The 17,546-nt window shown below is 64.2% G+C and carries 17 protein-coding genes; 8 read left to right on the forward strand and 9 right to left on the reverse strand.

Translation table 11 applies throughout. The features are described 5' to 3' along the window. Nucleotides 1–41: 41 nt before the first annotated feature. Together CYJ07_RS19410 and gcvA are read right to left on the reverse strand one after the other, a co-directional pair. Nucleotides 42–1,295, reverse strand: coding sequence for a 2-aminoadipate transaminase (locus CYJ07_RS19410; RefSeq protein ID WP_104205348.1), 1,254 nt, complete (start codon nt 1,293–1,295; stop codon nt 42–44). Between the two features lie 119 nt (nt 1,296–1,414). Beyond that, nucleotides 1,415–2,344: a transcriptional regulator GcvA gene (gene gcvA / locus CYJ07_RS19415; protein WP_104205349.1), complete on the reverse strand. Its 930-nt coding sequence runs from the start codon at nt 2,342–2,344 to the stop codon at nt 1,415–1,417. 120 nt (nt 2,345–2,464) lie between these two features. On the opposite strand from gcvA, the gene amaB reads away from it, so the two are divergent. From amaB to nhaC, 3 genes are all read left to right on the forward strand, one after another. Further along, nucleotides 2,465–3,958, forward strand: a complete 1,494-nt coding sequence (amaB, locus tag CYJ07_RS19420) for an L-piperidine-6-carboxylate dehydrogenase (protein WP_104205350.1) — start codon at nt 2,465–2,467, stop codon at nt 3,956–3,958. 44 nt (nt 3,959–4,002) lie between these two features. Further along, the gene (gene amaA, locus CYJ07_RS19425; RefSeq protein ID WP_104205351.1) at nt 4,003–5,283 is read left to right on the forward strand and encodes an L-pipecolate oxidase; all 1,281 of its coding nucleotides are present in this window, start codon (nt 4,003–4,005) and stop codon (nt 5,281–5,283) included. 128 nt (nt 5,284–5,411) lie between these two features. After that, nucleotides 5,412–6,938: a Na+/H+ antiporter NhaC gene (gene nhaC / locus CYJ07_RS19430; RefSeq protein ID WP_104205352.1), complete on the forward strand. Its 1,527-nt coding sequence runs from the start codon at nt 5,412–5,414 to the stop codon at nt 6,936–6,938. 177 nt (nt 6,939–7,115) lie between these two features. Here the strand turns inward: nhaC and CYJ07_RS19435 are convergent, their stop codons facing one another. Then, complete coding sequence (locus tag CYJ07_RS19435; RefSeq protein ID WP_104205353.1) at nt 7,116–7,904, reverse strand: helix-turn-helix domain-containing protein; 789 nt, start codon at nt 7,902–7,904, stop codon at nt 7,116–7,118. 116 nt (nt 7,905–8,020) lie between these two features. Between CYJ07_RS19435 and CYJ07_RS19440 the strand changes: the two genes are divergently transcribed. Together CYJ07_RS19440 and CYJ07_RS19445 are read left to right on the forward strand one after the other, a co-directional pair. Continuing rightward, nucleotides 8,021–9,700, forward strand: a complete 1,680-nt coding sequence (locus CYJ07_RS19440; RefSeq protein WP_104205354.1) for an FAD-dependent monooxygenase — start codon at nt 8,021–8,023, stop codon at nt 9,698–9,700. Nucleotide 9,701: 1 nt separating this feature from the next. Then, nucleotides 9,702–9,905: a hypothetical protein gene (locus CYJ07_RS19445; RefSeq protein ID WP_104205355.1), complete on the forward strand. Its 204-nt coding sequence runs from the start codon at nt 9,702–9,704 to the stop codon at nt 9,903–9,905. Between the two features lie 10 nt (nt 9,906–9,915). Here CYJ07_RS19445 and CYJ07_RS20505 read toward each other — a convergent pair whose 3' ends face one another. After that, entirely contained in the window at nt 9,916–10,269 is a 354-nt protein-coding gene (locus CYJ07_RS20505) for a MerR family transcriptional regulator (RefSeq protein ID WP_197038440.1), read from the reverse strand. 94 nt (nt 10,270–10,363) lie between these two features. Between CYJ07_RS20505 and CYJ07_RS19455 the strand changes: the two genes are divergently transcribed. After that, nucleotides 10,364–11,245 (forward strand): alpha/beta hydrolase family protein, encoded by an 882-nt coding sequence (locus tag CYJ07_RS19455; protein ID WP_197038441.1) that lies wholly within the window; start codon nt 10,364–10,366, stop codon nt 11,243–11,245. On the opposite strand, the gene CYJ07_RS19460 is transcribed toward CYJ07_RS19455, so the two are convergent. Next, a complete protein-coding gene (locus CYJ07_RS19460; RefSeq protein WP_104205358.1) occupies nt 11,235–12,713 on the reverse strand; it encodes an aminotransferase-like domain-containing protein in 1,479 nt (492 codons plus the stop codon). The genes CYJ07_RS19455 and CYJ07_RS19460 overlap by 11 nt on opposite strands. A gap of 169 nt (nt 12,714–12,882) precedes the next feature. Between CYJ07_RS19460 and CYJ07_RS19465 the strand changes: the two genes are divergently transcribed. Further along, a complete protein-coding gene (locus CYJ07_RS19465; protein ID WP_104205359.1) occupies nt 12,883–13,047 on the forward strand; it encodes a YjiS-like domain-containing protein in 165 nt (54 codons plus the stop codon). An 84-nt stretch (nt 13,048–13,131) separates the two neighbouring features. Beyond that, on the forward strand, nt 13,132–13,527 hold the full coding sequence (locus CYJ07_RS19470) for a SpoIIAA family protein (RefSeq protein ID WP_104205360.1): 396 nt from the start codon (nt 13,132–13,134) through the stop codon (nt 13,525–13,527). On the opposite strand, the gene CYJ07_RS19475 is transcribed toward CYJ07_RS19470, so the two are convergent. The 4 genes from CYJ07_RS19475 to CYJ07_RS20510 all read right to left on the reverse strand — a co-directional run. After that, entirely contained in the window at nt 13,522–14,727 is a 1,206-nt protein-coding gene (locus CYJ07_RS19475; protein WP_104205361.1) for an MFS transporter, read from the reverse strand. The two genes, CYJ07_RS19470 and CYJ07_RS19475, sit on opposite strands and share 6 nt — an antisense overlap. A gap of 2 nt (nt 14,728–14,729) precedes the next feature. Next, nucleotides 14,730–15,944 carry a multidrug effflux MFS transporter gene (locus tag CYJ07_RS19480; RefSeq protein ID WP_104205362.1) on the reverse strand — a complete coding sequence of 405 codons (1,215 nt, stop codon included), beginning with the start codon at nt 15,942–15,944 and terminating at the stop codon, nt 14,730–14,732. A gap of 286 nt (nt 15,945–16,230) precedes the next feature. After that, complete coding sequence (locus tag CYJ07_RS19485; RefSeq protein WP_104205363.1) at nt 16,231–17,028, reverse strand: hypothetical protein; 798 nt, start codon at nt 17,026–17,028, stop codon at nt 16,231–16,233. Nucleotides 17,029–17,109: 81 nt separating this feature from the next. After that, nucleotides 17,110–17,546 (reverse strand): hypothetical protein (locus CYJ07_RS20510; protein ID WP_197038442.1); only part of this gene is annotated, 437 nt, incomplete at its 5' end.

The following is a 17,546-nucleotide window of genomic DNA, read 5'->3' on the forward strand; positions in this document are numbered from 1 at the left end:
GTCGATGTGTGGTGGAGCGTGTGTTAGTGGGACGATCGCGATCAGGGGCGCAGCGTGCCGAGGGCCCGTTCGAGCCGATCCAATCCTTCTTTCAGGACTTCGAATTCCACCGTCAGCGGCGGCAACAGGCGCAGCACGTTGCGCCGGCGACCGCTGGGCATCAGCAGCACGCCAGCCTCCCGCCCGGAACGCAACAGGGCGGCCAGATGCTCGCCGCCGCTGGCACTGGCGGTGTCTTCGAAGAGAATGCCGCGCATGGCGCCGATGCCGGTCATTTCGCCCAGCATCGGAAAACGCCCCGAATCCCGCCAGCGACGGTGGGTTTCGAGCAGCAGTGCTTCCTGGCGACCGGCCCAGTGGCGCAACGTGTCCTCGCGCATTATGTTCATGACCACCCGCGCCGCGGCGCAAGCCACCGCGTTGCCCGAGTAGGTGCCGCCCAGGCCGCCCTTGGGCACGGCATTCATGAGCTCCGCCCTGCCGGCGACCGCCGCCAGCGGCAGGCCGGCCGCCATGCTCTTTCCCAGCAGCAGCAGGTCGGGTTCGACCCCGAGATGCGAAAAGGCGAAACGGCGACCGGTACGACCGAAGCCGGATTGTATCTCATCGAAGATCAGTACGATGCCATGTCGATCACACAGGGTCCGGAGACGCGCGGCGAAGTCGGCACAGAGCAGGCGGAAGCCGCCTTCGCCCTGAACGGGCTCGACGATGATGCAGGCCACTTCGTCGGCGGGGGTATCGACCTCGAACAGACGCTCCAGGGCCGCCATGGCCTGGTCGGCATCGATGTCGCTGTCACGGCTCGGAAAGGGGACGTGATGCACCGGCCCCGGGAGAGCGCCCAGGCGGTTCTTGTAGGGCTTCACCTTGCCGTTGAGGTTAAGCGCGGCGAGCGTGCGTCCGTGAAACCCGTCGTCGAAAGCGATGACTGCCTGTCGACCGGTCGCGGCACGTGCCACTTTGAGGGCGTTTTCGGTGGCCTCGGCCCCGCTGTTGGTCAGCATGCAGGCAAGCGGATACGAGACCGGTACGAAGGCGTTCAGCGCCTTGGCCACTTCCAGATAGCCGCGATGCGGCACGGCATTGAAGGCGGAATGCATCAGCGTCTCGACCTGCCCCTTGACGGCCTCGATCACGCTTGGGTGGCCGTGCCCCAGGTTGAGCACGCCGATGCCGCCAATGAAATCGACGTAGTGCCTGCCCCGGTCATCCCAGACTTCGGCATTGCGGCCGCGTTCGATGCAGATGGGGTGAATGATTCCCAGCGAGCCACTCACGTATGAAAGGTCCATGTCGCATTCCTGTCCGATGCTTGAATGAGGAGCATCTGAACAGAGCCGGCAAAAGCCCTTCAAACGAAAAAAAGCGAGCCAACCATTCCAAAAATTCCGGCAAGCAGCGGCAATCGGCGTTACGTGTCGGTGCGCTCTCCGCTTCCCTCGATGCCGGTCGGTGTGTCGAGACGTTCTAGGATCCATTCGATGAAGCCCTTGACCTTGCTCACCTCGCCCTTGTGTTCGGAATAGGCTAGGTAGTAAGCATCGCGGCTGGTCAGGGAGAAAGCCCACGGAATGATCAACTGACCCGCGTGAAGCTCCTCCTCGGCCAGGAAGTGCGGTACCAGTGCCACGCCGCAGCCTGCCCGGGCGGCCTGGAGCGACATGTAGAACGTATCGAATCGCGGGCCGTGATAGCTATGCTCGGTGTAGGCGCCCTGGGCGGCAAACCAGTCGTGCCAGGCCTCCGGGCGGGTCGCGCTCTGCAGCAGTACCAGGCGCGTCAGGGCCAGGGGGTCGACGATGCCCCCCTCCGGCACCGCCCCGGGCGCGCAGACCGGCACCATCTCCTCGTCGAGCAGCTTGATGCACTCCGCCTTCGGCCAGGCGCCGTGGCCAAAGAAGAAGGCGACGTCGACGCGATCCTCTTCGAGATCGAACGGCTCCACCCGGTTACTGATGTTCAGGTAGACATTGGGGTGGCGAAAGCGAAAGCCGTTGAGCCGCGGAATCAGCCAGCGGGCGCCGAAGGTCGGCAGTGTGGTGACGTTGAGCACCTCGCTCTGGCCGCCGTAAGACTGCATGTAGCGTGTCGACATCTCGACTTGCGCGAGAATCTTGCGCACTTCGGTCAGGTAGAGCGACCCCTCGGGCGTGACCTGCAGTCGTTTGCGCACGCGGCGGAAGAGCGGGTGCTCCAGACTCGACTCGAGCTGGGCGACCTGCTTGCTGACGGCGCTTTGCGTCAGGCTCAGCTCATCGGCGGCACGGGTGAAGCTGAGGTGGCGGGCCGACGCCTCGAAGCACTGCATGGCGGTGAGGGTCGGCAGGTGGCGACGGCTCATCTCAGCCTCCAATCAGAAAAAAAGGAATGATCTCCGTATAAAACGTCGTTTGAGGCGGGTCAACCGCGGCGGCAATACTGCCAGTTGTTTTCATACCGACAAGAAGCAGCAGGAGGAAGCATGATCGATACCGTGATGCAGCGACTCGGCGTGTCCGAAGCCCAGTACCGGCAGGGCGATTATGTCGTCACCTCGCCCACCGATGGCGCCGAGATCGGGCGCGTGGCCCTCGAGGGCGCCGAAGCGGTGATCGCGCGCATCGACCGCGCCCAGCAGGCCTTCAAGCAGTGGAGCCGTGTTCCCGCGCCGCGCCGCGGTGAGCTGGTTCGCCTGTTCGGCGAGCAGCTGCGCCGTCACAAGCAGGATCTAGGCACCTTGGTCACCCTGGAGTGCGGCAAGATCCTTCAGGAGGGACTGGGCGAAGTGCAGGAGATGATCGACATCTGCGACTTGGCCGTGGGGCAGTCGCGTCAACTCTACGGGCTGACCATCGCCTCCGAGCGCCCCGGTCATCACATGCGTGAGAGCTGGCATCCGCTGGGCCCGGTCGGCCTGATCACCGCGTTCAATTTCCCCGTGGCGCCCTGGGCGTGGAATGCCGCACTGGCGCTGGTGTGCGGCAACAGCCTGCTATGGAAGCCCTCCGAAAAGACCCCGCTCTGCGCACTGGCCTGCCAGGCCCTGCTGGAACGCGCCATGCAGGAGTTCGGCGACGAGGCTCCACGGGATCTCAGCCAGGTGATCATCGGTGACCGGGAAGCGGGCGAGCGGTTGGTGGACGATCCCCGCGTCCCGCTCATCAGCGCCACCGGCAGCACCCGCATGGGCCGCGAGGTCGCGCCGCGCGTGGCCGCTCGCTTCGGGCGCAGCATCCTCGAGCTCGGCGGCAACAACGCCATGGTCCTGGCGCCCAGCGCCGACCTGGACATGGCCGTGCGCGCCATCCTCTTCTCCGCTGCCGGTACCGCGGGGCAGCGCTGCACCACGCTGCGTCGGCTGATCGTCCACGAATCCATTCGCGGGGAAGTGCTCGAGCGGCTCAAGAAGGCCTACGCGGCCATCCGCATCGGCGATCCCATGGAGGGCCATCTGGTCGGTCCGCTGATCGACGCCCAGGCCTACGAGCAGATGCAGTCCGCGCTTGAGCGCGCGCGTCAGCAGGGCGCGACGGTCTTTGGCGGTGAGCGTCAGTTGGCCGACGCCTATCCCAACGGCTACTACGTGTCCCCGGCCATCGTCGAGGTCGAACGCCAGGACGAGCTGGTCAAGTACGAGACGTTCGCCCCGATCCTGTACGTCATGAGCTATCGCGATTTCGGCGAAGCGCTGGCGATGAACAACGATGTCCCCCAGGGGCTTTCCTCCTGCGTCTTCACCACGGACGTGCGTGAAGCCGAGGCCTTCGTCTCCGATCAGGGCAGCGATTGCGGTATCGCCAACGTCAATATCGGGCCCAGCGGTGCCGAGATCGGCGGTGCCTTCGGCGGCGAGAAGGACACCGGCGGCGGTCGCGAATCCGGCTCGGACGTGTGGAAGAGCTACATGCGTCGTCAGACCAATACCGTCAACTACTCCCGCGAGCTACCTCTCGCACAAGGTATTCAATTTGATTGACAGCAACGGCGCGCCGAGCAGGCGCGCCGTTTGAGGAGGGGGTAATGAAAGCGCAGTGTCTGTGGCACGTTACGTCGCCGGAGTCATGTCTGGAGCTGCCAGCCCTCGAAGGACGCCAGTCTGCCGATGTAACAGTGATAGGCGCTGGCATTACAGGGCTTAGCACAGCGCTGCACCTTGCAGAAGCGGGAACGTCGGTAGCCCTGATTGAGGCAGGAGAGATCCCCAGCGGCGGCTCGGGGCTGAATGTCGGCCTCGTCAACGCAGGGTTATGGATTCCGCCGGACGATATTTGTAAAGCACTCGGGGAGCGGGATGGTGAGCGTGCCAACGCTATCCTGAGTGAGGCCCCAAGTGAAGTGTTCGCACTGATCGAGCGCCATGGTATTGAGTGTCAGGCGACTCGCGCCGGCACTCTGCATCTTGCCCATAATGCCAAGGGTGAGCAAGAACTCTCTCGTCGTGCCGAGCAATTCCAACAGCGCGGGGCGCCAGTGGAATTGCTGGAAGATGAGGCATGCTGGCGGAAGGTAGGGACAAGGCAGATTCGTCGAGCACTGCTGGATCGACGGGCTGGGACTCTCAACCCGACAGCCTATACGCGAGGTATTGCCAGGGCGGTAGTCGCTGCGGGGGCAAGCCTCTTTACGCGGAGTCCTGCGCTGGGTATTGCGCGTGAGGGCGACGCTTGGCGTGTTACCACGCCACAAGGCAGCGTAGTGGCTCCACAGGTAGTACTCGCTACCAATGCCTACTCAGAGGAAGACTGGAACCAGGTTCGCCTCCACTTCTTTCCCGGTTGCTTCTTCCAGGTGGCCTCGGCGCCGCTGCCTGACGAGCTTGCCGGTGACATCTTGCCTGAGCGGCAAGGCGCCTGGGATACGCGCATGGTGCTTAGCAGTATGCGCCGTGATGCAGAAGGCCGCCTGATTTTGGGCAGTCTTGGGCGTGGTGATGGACGGCCAGTTGCCTACCTGCGTTGCTGGGCTGATCGCATTCAACAACATTACTTCCCCCAATTAGGAAAGGTGGATTGGGAGTGTAATTGGACGGGTAAAATTGCCTTTACACCAGACCATACGTTACGGCTTTTCGAGCCTGCCCCCGGCATCCTGGCTGCTACCGGCTATAATGGACGCGGCATCACCACGGGTACGGTAGTTGGCAAGGGTTTTGCTCGATACCTGACCCAAAATGATGACTCCCAGCTACCGCTGCCGATTCGGTCTTCCAAGCCTATTCAGGCGAAACCGCTTTGGAGTTCTGTCTATGAAGGAGGATTTACTCTTTACCATGCGGGGCAATGTCTTCGCGTGCTGATCTGAGAAATCAAGCTTTCTCTTCTACCGAAGATCTTCCCGAGAGATTCAAGATCAGGGGGCGTTAACATCTTGAATTTTTTAAATAAAAAGGCGTTGAATAAACATAACAGCCAGGTAAGAAGGGTAACAAAATGAGAGAAAACAAAGCATCCATAGAGCTTCAAAAGCCAAGCCTTGCGCTGGCGCTTACACCCGTGCTGTTAACGCTGGCGGCTATTGGTGTACAAATCTTTTATTTCGGTGATTTTACTCCGCACATTCCATTGGCTGTAGGTCTGGCCATTACCTCTCTAGTGGGTGTAAAGCTTGGCTTTAAATGGAAGCGGATCGAGGAAGGTGTCTTTCACGTCATTCATGTGTCACTGCCATCAGTGTCCGTACTGATATGCGTAGGGATGATTGTTGGGGTATGGATCGCTAGTGGGACGGTGCCGAGCCTGATTTACTACGGGCTGACCCTGCTATCCCCAGCGTTCTTCCTCGCTGCTGCCATGATTCTCTGTTCGGTAGTCTCGGTTTCCTTGGGCACCTCCTGGGGGACTGTTGGGACCGTCGGTCTTGCATTGATGGGCATCGGTGCCGGTTTCGATATCCCCATGTACTGGACGGCAGGGGCTGTGGTTTCTGGAGCCTTCTTCGGTGATAAGGTGTCGCCGCTTTCAGATACGACCAATCTTGCACCAGCAGTTACCGGTACCGATATTTTTTCGCACATCAAGAACTTGTTGCCAACGACCATTCCCGCGATGCTGATTGCACTGGCGATCTACCTGGTTGCCGGCTTCAGCATGATCGATGACCAGACAGCATCCTTTGAGCGAATCCGTTCCATAACCACGGCGCTGAACGATAACTTTACCATTTCCCCCTGGTTGTTACTGCCAGCATTGCTGGTCATCATTCTAGCTGTTAAGCGCATGCCGCCGATCCCCTCTCTTTTTGCCGGCGTGCTTGCGGGTGGGGCGACGGCGATGATGGTTCAAGGTGTCGGCCTGCATGAAGTGGTGACCTATGCTAACTACGGTTATAGCATCGAAACCGGTGTCGAGGCGATGGATAGCCTGCTCAACCGCGGTGGCATTCAGTCTATGATGTGGACTATCTCTTTGATTCTTATTGCCCTGGGATTTGGCGGTGCGCTGGAGAAGACACGTTGCCTGGAGACTATTATTCAGGCGATCATGTCCAAGGTGAAGAGTTTCAAAGGAGTTCAGACTTCTGCCATGCTGACGTCTTTCGCCACCAACCTGGTCGCAGGCGACCCCTATCTCTCTATTGCTTTGCCTGGTCGTATGTACGCCCCTACCTATCGCGGCCTTGGCTATTCAACTCTGAACCTTTCTCGCGCTATTGAAGAAGGGGGTACGTTGATGTCTCCCCTGGTGCCATGGAATGCTGGTGGGGCCTTTGTTATCAGTGTGCTGGGCCTGGGCATAGCAGAGGGTAATGTTGAGAACCTGCTGTATATCCCACTTGCTTTCGCTTGCTGGATATCGCCCTTTATCGGCATTCTTTATTCACAGCTTGGCATTTTCTCTCCCAAGGCGACTGATGCCGAGCGTGCGCTTTGGAAAGAACAGAATGAAGCCGTTGCCACAACGGAGGATTTAGGGGCTGCTGCGGGTGCCGCAGTGGGAACTTCGGCCCGCTTAGTTTGAGCTGTTCTTGACACTCTCTAAGCGCCCTGCAGCATGGCGGGTGGGGTGCTTTATTCTTGCTTGGGTATTAGCATTAACTTTCAGGCTATGAAGGGGGCACACTTTACTGCACGGGACAATGCCTGCGGGTGTTGAGTTGAGGCTGGCCATGCTGGGGCGCCCCTCCTGGTAGGTCGTTCATTGCCGCCGACACAGCGCCACCAGCCGCGCCTTGGAGGGCACGCCGAGCTTGGCGTAGGCGCGCTTGCGGTAAGTCTCGGCGGTGGAGAGGGCGATATCGAGTTCGACCGCGGCGGTCTTGAGGGTATGGCCGCGCAGCAGGTAGAGGCAGAGCTGGCGCTCGCGCTCCGACAGCGGGGCGAGAATGGCGGCTTCCTCGGCGCTGGGGCGCTGGGGTGAGTCGGGCCTGGCCTGGCCGTAGTGGCGGCGGATCAGGCTCGCCAACAGCGGGGCCAGGGCATCGAGGCAGGCCAGATCGCCATGGGTGAAGGGGCCAGGCTCGCTGCCGCGGTAGAGGTTCAGGTAGTAGACGCTCTCCCGGCCGGGCAGGGTCAGCGATACCTTGTCGACCAGATCGGGAAAGGCGAACAGGTGGCTGCGGTAGGCCTCCGGCATCGCCTCGGCCTGCATCGGGGTGACCTCGGCGTCGCCGAGATCGCTGCCTGCGTCCAGCCGTCGGCGCAGACGCTGGTAGTTGGGATCCTGGCGGAACAGGCCGCCGGTATAGAGTTCGGCCAGGCGGCCGGCCACCCGCGGCGCACGCTCGTTGGCGGCCAGTAGGCAGTCGACCTCGTCACGGCCATCGAAGGCGAAAACCATGCACTGCTCGATGCCCACCGCCCCGCGCAGCAGAGCCAGCAGTGCCTCGTCGAAACCCGCCTCGCCCAGGCGTGCCACGCACTCCGCCATGGCCGGTAGCAGGGCCGGCCAGTCGGTCGCTTGCGTGAGGTCGGGATGCGTCACCATGTTGTTGTCCTGTCGTTCGCTCGGTTTTCGGTTCTGTTTGTCCCGGCTTTTGCGGGACACCGTGACTCGCCTAACGGAGTAGTCTTGGGACGAGACAATTCTGACAGGAGCCGCCCATGCGACCCGCCGGACGCGCCGAGACCGATTCGCTCTACTTCGATTATCCTCACTTTCCCTTCGTGCGTCCCGCCGAACTCGAGGGCCGGGCAGTGCGCCACCGCGTGGCCATCGTCGGCGCCGGCCCGGTGGGGGTCACCGCGGCGCTGGAGCTGGCGCGCCACGGCATCGAGAGCGTAGTGCTCGACGACAAGGCCACCGTCAACGACGGCTCGCGGGCAATCTGCATCTCCCGCCATAGCCTCGAGATCCTGCAGCAGCTCGATGTCGTTGCCCCCTTCGTGGAGAAGGGCCTGGGCTGGACCCGGGGTCGCACCTACTTTCGCGACCGCGAGATCTTTCGCTTCGAGATGCCGCACTCCGAGCAGGAGCGCTTCCTGCCGATGGTCAACCTGCAGCAGCAGTACATCGAACGGTTCCTGATCGACAAGGCCGATGCGAGCGAGCCTGTCGAGCTGCGCTGGCAGAGCGCGGTGACCGGCGTGCGTCACGACGCAAGCGGCGTAACCCTCGACGTGGCCACGCCGGAGGGCGAGTATCGCCTCGAATGCGACTACCTGCTGGCCGCCGACGGCGCCCGCAGTGTGGTGCGCAAGGCGCTGGGGCTCGCCCTGCACGGCGAGGCCTACGAGGGGCGCTACGTGATCGCCGACATTCGCCTGCGCTCCGACTTCCCCACCGAGCGGCGCGCCTTCTTCCACTCCCGCGCCCTGCCCGACACCACCCTCCTGGTACACCGACAGCCCGACGACATCTGGCGCATCGACTACCAGCTTGGTCCCGACGAGGACCCGGAAGCGGCGGTAGAGGAGCACAACATTCGCGCCAGGGTCGATCTGATCGTGCGCGACGTACTGGGCGAAAGCGATGCTTGGGAACTGGAGTGGTGGAGCCTCTACAAGGCCCATACCCTGGCGCTGGACGACTATCGCCATGGCCGGGTGCTGTTCATCGGCGACAGCGCCCACCTGGTACCGATCTTCGGCGTGCGCGGTCTCAACAACGGCTTCGCCGACGCCGCCAACGCCGGCTGGAAGCTGGCCTGGGTGCTCCAGGGCCGGGCGCCCGAGCGGCTGCTCGACAGCTACAGCCCCGAGCGGCGCGGCGCAACGCTCGACGTCTTCGCCAATGCCGGCAAGAGCACACGCTTCATGACCCCGCCGAGCCGCGGCTACCGGCTGATGCGCGACGCCGCCCTGACGCTGGCGCTGCACAACGATTACGCCAGCGGCTTCGCCAACCCGCGCCAGGTCACGCCCTACACCTACGCCGAGAGCCCGCTGACCCAGGCCGATGACGGCGGCTTCGGCGCCGGGCCGATGCCCGGCGCGCCGCTGATCAACCGCCGACTGGGCGAGGACGACTACCTGCTCGATCATCTGGCCAGCGGCTTCACGCTGCTGCACTTCAGCACGGATGGCCGTCTCGACGCCGAACTGGCCGACCGCCTGGCCATGCTCGAGGCTGGCGGCCACGCCATCGACCTGCTGCGCGTGGCCCGCAAGCCGGACGATATCGGCGCGCTGGCGGACGCAGACGGCAGCCTGTTCACCGCTTACGGCGCTGCGCCGGGCAGCGCCTACCTGGTGCGTCCCGACCGCCATGTGGTGGCGCGCTGGAAACGCCTCGCTTCCGGCGACCTCGACGCCGCCCTCACGACTGCCTTGGGAGGAGAATGAGATGACCGATGCGACACTGCCCTTCGCCGACCTGGAGCGGGTATACGAACGCCTGGCCGAGACCCTGGACGCACTACCCGAAGCACAGGAGCGCCTGTTCCTGGCCCAACTGGCGCTGGCGCTTTCTCATCGTGTGGAGAATGTCGACCGGGTGATGGCGGCCATCGAGGAGGCACGGCGAGGCGTCGCGGAAGTCTCCGTATGACCCGGCGGCGTCAGGCGGAGGCGGCGCCCCGGCGCGACAGTAGGTCATCGATCATGTCGATCTTGGCCTCGGCATCGCGGATCTGGGCGCGAAACGCCTCGCGCTTGTGCAGTAGGCGGGCCTGCAGCTCGCCGCACAGCGGCAAGGGCTCCCACATGCGCGGGATCGCCTCGCGGATCTCGTCGAGGGTGAATTCCAACTCGCGGGCGCGGCGTACGAAGCGCAGCTCGGCCAGGGTTCGCTCGGTGTACTCGCGATAACCGTTGGCGCGCCGCAGCGGAGGCGTGATCAGGCCGCGCTTCTCGTAAAAGCGAATGGTGTCGCGACCGAGCCCGCTGGCCTTCTCCAGTTCCCCGATCAGCATGAAAAACCCCTTGACTGTGGAGTCGACTCCACACCTTACCATGGTTCGAGGGGGCCGTACGGCCTCGCTGGCAGCCTGCTCAGGAGGGGAGATCGTGGATCCGACAATCGAGGAGCGGCAAGTTCTGACCGCAGACGGCCAGACCATCGTCGCGCGCTTCCATTCACCGCCAACGGCGCCCAAGGCGGCGGTGCTGATCGCGCCGGCCATGGGCGTGCCGCAGCGTTTCTACGATCCGCTGGCCCGCTGGCTGGCGGCTCGGGACATGGCCGTGGCCACCTTCGATTATCGCGGCATGGGACTGTCGCGCCCGCCAAGGCTGCGGGGCTTCGAGACCACCATTCTCGACTGGGCGCAATACGATGCCGCGGCGATGATCGAGGAACTGACGTATCGCGCGCCCGAAGTGCCGCTGCACTGGCTCGGCCACAGCCTGGGTGGCCAGATACCGCCGCTGGTGCCCGGCCATGAGCGTCTCGAGCGTATCGTCACCGTGGCCGCCGGCAGCGGCTACTGGCGCGAGAACGCCCCGGCGCTGAAGCGACGGGTGTGGCTGTTGTGGTATGGCGCCGCGCCGCTGCTCACGCCCCTGCTGGGTTATTTTCCCGGCCGGCGTCTCAATATGGTGGGCGACCTGCCCAAAGGTGTCATACGCCAGTGGCGGCGCTGGTGCCTGAATCCGGAGTATGCGGTGGGGGCGGAGCCCGGCGTGCGCGAGCGTTTCGCTGCGGTTCGCACGCCCGTGGTATCGCTTTCCTTCACCGACGACGACTTCATGTCCGCGCGCAACACCGAGTCGCTGCACGGCTTCTATGCCAATGCCCCGTGCACCCGGCTGCGCATTCGGCCGGAGGAAGCGGGGCTGACCCGCATCGGCCACTTCGGCTTCTTCCGCGCCGAGCACGAGCAGACACTGTGGCAGCGCTACCTGCTGCCGGCGCTGGAGGGGCGCGCTCCGGAGCCGGTCACGGCGTGATCCGCCTGACGGGAGCGTCACCGGGGACGGCCCGGCCGACCGACTCGCCATGCGCTTCGCGCTGCATGGTGGCCGCAATGGTGCCCACGCGCTCTAGCGCCGCCTCGATGATCGGCGTCATGGCGGCGGCATAATTGAGCCGCAGGCAGTGCCGATACTTGCCCGACGCCGAGAACAGCGAGCCCGGGGCAATATGCAGCCCTTCTTCCGCCAGGCGATCCTTGAGTCGCACGCAGTCCACTCCCGGCAGCTCCAGCCACAGCAGGAAACCCCCCTGCGGATAGCTCACTCCGGCGCCGGCCGGAAAATAACGTTCGACCCAGCCCAGCATGATGTCCCGGTGCCGGCGGTATTGCCGAATCATCTCGCGCAGGTGACGTTCGTAATGGCCATGCTGAACGAACTCGGCCACCGCCAACTGCGGCAGGGTCGCCGAGGCGCCGGTGGAGACGTACTTCATGTGCAGCACCTGGTCGCGATGCCGCCCCGGCGCCATCCAGCCGACCCGAAGCCCCGGCATCAGCGTCTTGGAAAAGGAGCTGCACAGCAGTACCCGGCCCTCGTCATCGAAGCTCTTGATGCTGCGTGGGCGTGGCGCGGCGAAGGCCAGGTCACCATAGATATCGTCCTCGATGATCGCCACGTCGAAGCGCTGGGCCAGGGCCACCAGTTCACGTTTGCGCGCCTCGGGCATGGTGTAGCCGAGGGGGTTGTTGCACGTCGGTGTGAGCTGAATGGCCTTGATCGGCCACTGTTCCAGCGCCAGTTCCAGCGCCTCCAGGCTGATGCCGGTGCGCGGGTCGGTGGGGATCTCCAGCGCCTTGAGCCGGTTCGCCTTGAGGATCTGCATGGTGCCGTAGAAGCTCGGCGAGTCCACCGCCACCACGTCGCCGGGCTCGGTCAGGGTGCGCAGGGCGAGCGACAGCGCCTCCTGGCAGCCGGTGGTGATGAGGACGTCGTCGGGATGCAGCAGGCAGCCCGAGGCGGTTGCCAGCCGAGCGACCTGACGCCGCAGCGCCAGGCTGCCCTGCAGGCTGTCGTAGTTCAGCCCGTGGGCGCCGACCCGGCGGTGCAGGGTGGCGAGCTCGCGCTTCAGCGGGCGCAGGCTGGGGGCGTCGAGATCGGGCACGCCGCGGCCCAGCATCAGCCGGCCGCTCTCCTCGGGGGAGGGCGCTACCAGCTCCAGCACCTGGTCCCACTGCGACACCTCGAGCGGGCGCTGGGCCGGACGCGTGACCCGGGGCAGCGTCTCGGGGCGGGCGACGGGCAGCACATAATAGCCCGAACGCGGACGCGCCTCCGCCAGCCCGGACTCCTCCAGGCGGCGATAGGCTTCCTGCGCCGTCGATACGCTGACGCCAAGCTCGCGGCACAGGGCACGTACCGAAGGGAGTCGGTCGCCCACGCGATACTGACCCTGCTCGATGCGCTGGGTCAGGGCCTGGGCCACCTGGTCGTAACGTTTCATGACAGTTCTTCCTTCTTATTCGGGATGGCGGTACAGTTCAGGTAGACGTGCCCGGTACAGCGACCCCGCAGCGCCATTCTGTACCTATAAAATACTCAAATATTGAATCTGTATCGATAAAAAGATTCGCCGTAGCCTGTTCCGGTACCCCCTGCGACAGGAGACGGCCATGTTTTTTCTTGCTTGGATGCGGTTACGCGGCAGGTTTCAGCATCTGCGCCAGCGCAGTCATTCCCGACGTCGCCTGCTGGAACTCGACGAACGCCTGCTCAACGACATCGGGCTCGACCGCTCCACGGCCCGGCGCGAGGCGAGCAAGCCGTTCTGGCGATGACGCCCGGGCGTGCACGGGAACCCGCGCCGGTCCATGCTGCCGTAAGGAGAAGTCGAGAAACCGGGCAGCCATGGAGGAGAGACGATGATCGAGATACTGCCGGCCCCCGAGTACGTGGCAGCGTTCCGCATATCCGGAACGCTGCGCGGCGAGGACTACGACGTGATGATCCCGGCGATCGAGGCAAAGCTTGAGCATAACGAGCATATCGGTGTGCTGGCTGACCTGACCCAGTTCGAGCACATGACGGCGAAGGCGCTGCAGCGCGACCTGGCCTACGGCATGAGCAAGCTGGGCGAGTATCACCGCTTCAAGCGCGCCGCGGTGATTGGCGACAAGCGCTGGATCGAGACGACGACCAAACTGGCCGACAAGCTGTTTCCCCAGGTCGAGGCGCGGGTCTTTCATGCAGGCGAACTGGAAGAGGCCATGCGCTGGGTCGCCGGCTTCCGGGACGATCTGATTAACGGAGGGCTATGACGGCACGGCGTCGGGCTGCTCGACGTGCCATTGGCGCAGCAGCCAGGAAAAGGCGATCCCCAGCGCCAGCAACCAGCCCCCGGCGCCGGCCAGCAGCCAAAGGCTCCCTACCTGCCGCAGCATCAGCCCACCGAGGCTGACACCCACCGACTGGCCGAGGAACAGACAACCGGCGAACACCGCCATGGCGGTGCCGCGCATGGTGGGTGCCATCTGGGTGGCGTTGATCTGCAGGGTGCTGTGCATCATGTAGAAGCCGAGACCGGCGCAGAAGGCGCCGGCGGTGGCCGCCAGCGCTTGAGTGGCCAGTGCCAGCAGGCAGAAGCCGAACCCCATCAGCACGCCGCCGCCTGCGGCCAGGCCCGGCTCGCCCAGCCGGCCGACCAGCGGGCGCGCCAGGGCGGCGAATATCAGCCCGCCGACCCCGAACAACGCGATCATCAGGCCGGCCTGGGTCAGCGACACCCCGAGCCGTTCGTACAGGTGGCTGGCGGCGAAGGCCAGCGCACCGAAAGCGGCGATGCCCTCGAGAAACACCAGCGCCAGGATGCGCCGGGCGCGTTCGATCCGCAGCACCTCGCGGATCCGCGAGACGTAGGCCACGCGTCCCCGCTCACCCTTGATGGGTGATAGTTCCGGCCGGCGGCGCAGGGCTGCCAGCAACAGGCTGCCCGCGACGAGAAACAGCAGCGTGAGCAGCCCGAACGCCGCCTGCCAGCCGAGCGTATCGGCCAGAAAGCCGCCAGCGACCTGACCGGCGATCAGCCCCATCACCGCACCGGAGAGCATATGGGCAAGCGTCACCTGACGCCGCGTGTAGGGCACGTTGTCGCCGACCCAGGCCATGGAGAGTGGGATGATGGCCGCCGCCGTGGCGCCGTTCAGGGTGCGAAACAGCAGCAAGGCGGACAAGGAGCCGGCCAGCGCCGAGCCCAAGGCACCCACGGCGCAGGCCAGGGTGGCCAGGCCAATCACCCGCAGGGTGCCGTGGCGGTCGCCCAGCGGGCCATAGGCGAGTTGCATCACGCCGTAGGCGATGGCGAACAGCGTGATGTTCTGCGCCGCGTCGGCTACCGGCCGGCTGAAGGCCTCTGACAGTGCTGGCAGCATGGCATCGGTGACGCGCATCGAGGCCATGCTGGCGAAGCCCGCCAACGCCAGCAGGAAGATGACTGGGCGGGAAGCCGTCGTATCGTCCATCGCTACGATCGGACCTGGCTTGTCGCGGCTGCCTGGCTGGCCGGTCGTACCAGCAACAGGTATGCCACCAGGGAGAGTATGCCGCCCAGACCGATGGAAATGGCCATGGTCAGCGAGGTGCCGTCGTGAAGCCGTCCGACCAGCGCTCCGCCAAGGGCGGCGATGGTCATCTGCAGAAAGCCGAACAGCGAGGAGGCCGAGCCGGCACACTGTGGGTTGGGTGCCAGCGCCCCGGACATGCTTTGCGGCATCACGATCCCGAAGCCGAACAGGAACAGGATGTGGGGACCGATGACCGCCCAGGGAGTGAACACACCCGCTGCCGCCAGACCCGCCATGATGGTACCGGCCAGCGCGCACAGCGACGTGGCCAGCAGCAACAGGCGATCACGGCCCAGGCGGTGGCTGTAACGCCCACTGATCAGGGTACCGCTGAAGAAGCCGGCCACGATTAGCGTGAAGCCGATCCCGTAGCCGAAGGGGGTCATGCCCATGAACTCGATGAGCACGAAGGAGGAGCCGGAGAGAAACGCGAACAGGCCGGCGAAGCCGCTGGCATTGACCAGCGTATAGCCCAGGAAGGCGCGCTGCCCCAGCAGCATGCGGTAATTGCGCAGAATGGTGGCGGGATGGACCGACTGGCGATTCTCCCGTGCCAGCGGCTCCGGCATGAGAAAGGCGAGGACCAGCAGCATCGCCGCGGCGTATAGCGTCAGCAGCAGGAAGATCGATTCCCAGCCGAAGAAGAGGAGCAGCCCCGCGCCGACGATGGGCGCCAGCGCCGGTGCCAGCGCTGTGACGCTGGCCATGTAGGAGAGCATACGCCCGGCTTCGATGGGGCCGTAGATATCGCGCACGGCGGCACGCCCCAGCACCGGGCCGGCGGCGCCGCCCAGCGCCTGCAGGAAGCGACCCGCCAGCAGCCATTCGATGCTGGGCGCGAAGGCACACAGCAGGCTCGCCAGCAGGAACAGGCCGAAGCCGGCGACCATGATCGGCTTGCGGCCGAAGCGATCCGAGATCGGGCCGCAGAACAGCTGCGCCAAGGCAAAGCCGGCCATGTAGAGGCTGAGCGTCAGCTGTACCTGGTCGGGGCCGGTATCGAGCGCCTCGGCCATCGCCGGCATCGCCGGCAGGTACATGTCGGTGGCCAGCGGGCCGAGCGCGGTCAGCGCCGCCAGCGTGACCACCGTGGCAGGGGACTTCAGCCTCAGCACATCGGTTCTCCTGGAGAAGGGCGATTCAACGACCGGCGGGCGTCCCCTCCACTGTCAGGCTCGATGATCGTGGCCTGTGCAGGGAGGAGAGACGCCCGCCAATCGTTAGTCTGCTTATTGTAGCTGAAACGGGACTGAGCTTCACGTTGGTATCAAATGAACCATATCACGGCCATTACGCCAATCTGGCGTATGGATTACGAGGCATGGATTTTGTGTCGTCGACGAAAAACCGGGCGGGTGGCCAGAAGGAGCGAGGCCGCCCCTTCTGGCTGCTTCAGGGCGGTCAGTTAGATTCCGAATCCGTCTCGTCATCCTCCCCCAGATCCGGCGTGGTGGTCGGTTCCTCGGAAGGAGTGGAGTCCTCGGTATCGGAAGTGCTGAGGGAGTCACGTTCCGGCGAGCTGCCCTGGTTGCCTGAGCCGCTACCGCTTCGGTTCATGGAGCCCTGCGAGTCACGCATCGATGAGGTGCTCTGGCCCTGGTTCTGCCCCTGGCTTTGGCTATCGCTATCGCTCTGGCCCTCCTGGAGTCCTTCTACGAAGCCTTGGCGATAACCTCGGATGGCGCCTTCCTGCAAACCCTCCATCCTACCTTCCATATAGCCCTGCATGAAGAGATGATGGGCTTGCTGGCCGCCCTGCTGGCTGTGGGGGTCGGAGCCGCGGCTGGAACTGTCCATTTGGTTTCTCTGGCCGCCATTGTCGTAGCGATCATCCTGATACTGCTGACGGTTGCGATCATCCCGCTGGTTTCCCTGATTGCGATCGTAACCGTAGCTGTCGTCCCTATAGGAATCGCGGGTCCGATCGTCCCATGGCTGGTTCTGCTGCGGGTTCCTTTGATTCTCGCTCCGGTACTGTTGGCGCTCCCTATCGTCCCATGACGGGCCGCCCTGATTTCTCTGCCTGTCGTAATCGTAGTCCCCGCCTCTCTGCTGACCGTCCATGCCGTCCCACTGCTGACCGCTACGGGGCTGGTTATCGTAACCGTAGCCGTCACGGCTCTCCTGCGGCTGTGCCATTGCGATGGTTGAGGCCAGCGCGGTTGATACCGCAGTGGCAATTAGCATCCGTTTAAACATGGTTCCTCCAATGAACTCGGTTGTGCGCTATTTACGAATCACAACATCGCCGGCGATGTACGGCTGACGTTGTTGGTGAGCTTAATTGCCGCCCTGGTCGTAGCGATTGCGGTCCTGGTCGCGCCATTGCTGGTTCTGGCCGCCCTGGTCGTAGCGGTTGCGGTCCTGGTCGCGCCACTGCTGGTTCTGGCCGCCCTGGTCATAGCGGTTGCGGTCCTGGTCCTGCCACTGCTGGTTCTGGCCGCCCTGGTCGTAACGGTTGCGGTCCTGATCCTGCCACTGCTGGTTCTGGCCGCCCTGGTCGTAGCGGTTGCGGTCCTGGTCGCGCCACTGCTGGTTCTGGCCGCCCTGGTCATAGCGGTTGCGGTCCTGGTCGCGCCACTGCTGGTTCTGGCCGCCCTGGTCATAGCGGTTGCGGTCCCGGTCCTGCCACTGCTGGTTCTGGCCGCCCTGGTCGTAACGGTTGCGGTCCTGGTCGCGCCACTGCTGGTTCTGGCCGCCCTGGTCGTAGCGGTTGC

It is taken from the genome of Billgrantia saliphila (genome assembly GCF_002930105.1).
Lineage (GTDB): Bacteria > Pseudomonadota > Gammaproteobacteria > Pseudomonadales > Halomonadaceae > Halomonas > Halomonas saliphila.

Excerpts from the sequence above, each read along its gene's own strand:
- CYJ07_RS19475 (WP_104205361.1), bottom strand. The coding sequence starts at position 14,727 with ATGGACGATACGACGGCTTCCCGCCCAGTCATCTTCCTGCTGGCGTTG.
- CYJ07_RS19460 (WP_104205358.1), bottom strand. The coding sequence starts at position 12,713 with ATGAAACGTTACGACCAGGTGGCCCAGGCCCTGACCCAGCGCATCGAG.
- nhaC (WP_104205352.1), top strand. The coding sequence starts at position 5,412 with ATGAGAGAAAACAAAGCATCCATAGAGCTTCAAAAGCCAAGCCTTGCG.
- CYJ07_RS19410 (WP_104205348.1), bottom strand. The coding sequence starts at position 1,295 with ATGGACCTTTCATACGTGAGTGGCTCGCTGGGAATCATTCACCCCATC.
- CYJ07_RS19445 (WP_104205355.1), top strand. The coding sequence starts at position 9,702 with ATGACCGATGCGACACTGCCCTTCGCCGACCTGGAGCGGGTATACGAA.
- gcvA (WP_104205349.1), bottom strand. The coding sequence starts at position 2,344 with ATGAGCCGTCGCCACCTGCCGACCCTCACCGCCATGCAGTGCTTCGAG.
- CYJ07_RS19470 (WP_104205360.1), top strand. The coding sequence starts at position 13,132 with ATGATCGAGATACTGCCGGCCCCCGAGTACGTGGCAGCGTTCCGCATA.
- CYJ07_RS19485 (WP_104205363.1), bottom strand. The coding sequence starts at position 17,028 with ATGTTTAAACGGATGCTAATTGCCACTGCGGTATCAACCGCGCTGGCC.
- CYJ07_RS19440 (WP_104205354.1), top strand. The coding sequence starts at position 8,021 with ATGCGACCCGCCGGACGCGCCGAGACCGATTCGCTCTACTTCGATTAT.
- CYJ07_RS19465 (WP_104205359.1), top strand. The coding sequence starts at position 12,883 with ATGTTTTTTCTTGCTTGGATGCGGTTACGCGGCAGGTTTCAGCATCTG.
- CYJ07_RS19435 (WP_104205353.1), bottom strand. The coding sequence starts at position 7,904 with ATGGTGACGCATCCCGACCTCACGCAAGCGACCGACTGGCCGGCCCTG.
- CYJ07_RS20505 (WP_197038440.1), bottom strand. The coding sequence starts at position 10,269 with ATGCTGATCGGGGAACTGGAGAAGGCCAGCGGGCTCGGTCGCGACACC.
- amaB (WP_104205350.1), top strand. The coding sequence starts at position 2,465 with ATGATCGATACCGTGATGCAGCGACTCGGCGTGTCCGAAGCCCAGTAC.
- amaA (WP_104205351.1), top strand. The coding sequence starts at position 4,003 with ATGAAAGCGCAGTGTCTGTGGCACGTTACGTCGCCGGAGTCATGTCTG.